Source organism: Streptomyces hilarionis (assembly GCF_024539675.1).
In the GTDB taxonomy this organism is placed as follows: domain Bacteria; phylum Actinomycetota; class Actinomycetes; order Streptomycetales; family Streptomycetaceae; genus Streptomyces; species Streptomyces hilarionis.
In genome coordinates, this window is record NZ_JAHHIT010000441.1 from 1 (window position 1) to 452 (window position 452).

Sequence of the window (452 nt, forward strand, 5' to 3'; positions counted from 1 at the left end):
GCCGGAGACAACGTGGTGGACCCCTCCGCCCACATGGACTGGTACGGCGGCCCCACCTTCCTCGAACACCTCGAGACCGTGCCCGTCGGCCACGACCGGGAGGGGCGGCGCCCGGCCCGGCTGCCCGTGCAGTACGTGATCCGGCCCCAGACCGCCGAGCACCCCGACTACCGGGGATACGCCGGCCAGATCGCCGCCGGCGTCTTCCGCGTCGGCGAGCCGGTCACCGTCCTGCCCGGCGGCCGCACCACCACGGTCACCGGCATCGACCTGCTCGGCGAGCGCGTCGGCAGCGCCCGGGCCCCGCAGTCGGTGACGCTCCTGCTCGCCGACGACATCGACGTCTCGCGCGGCGACCTGATCGTGCCCACCGACGACGCCCCGGCCACCACCCAGGACGTCGAGGCCACCGTCTGCCACGTCGCCGACCAGCCCCTGACCGTCGGTCACCG

1 pseudogene is annotated in these 452 nt (G+C 75.0%); it reads left to right on the forward strand.

Going from position 1 to position 452, the window contains the following annotated elements:
- Positions 1-452 (forward strand): annotated as a pseudogene (locus KMS84_RS39040) (hypothetical protein); the annotation flags it as partial.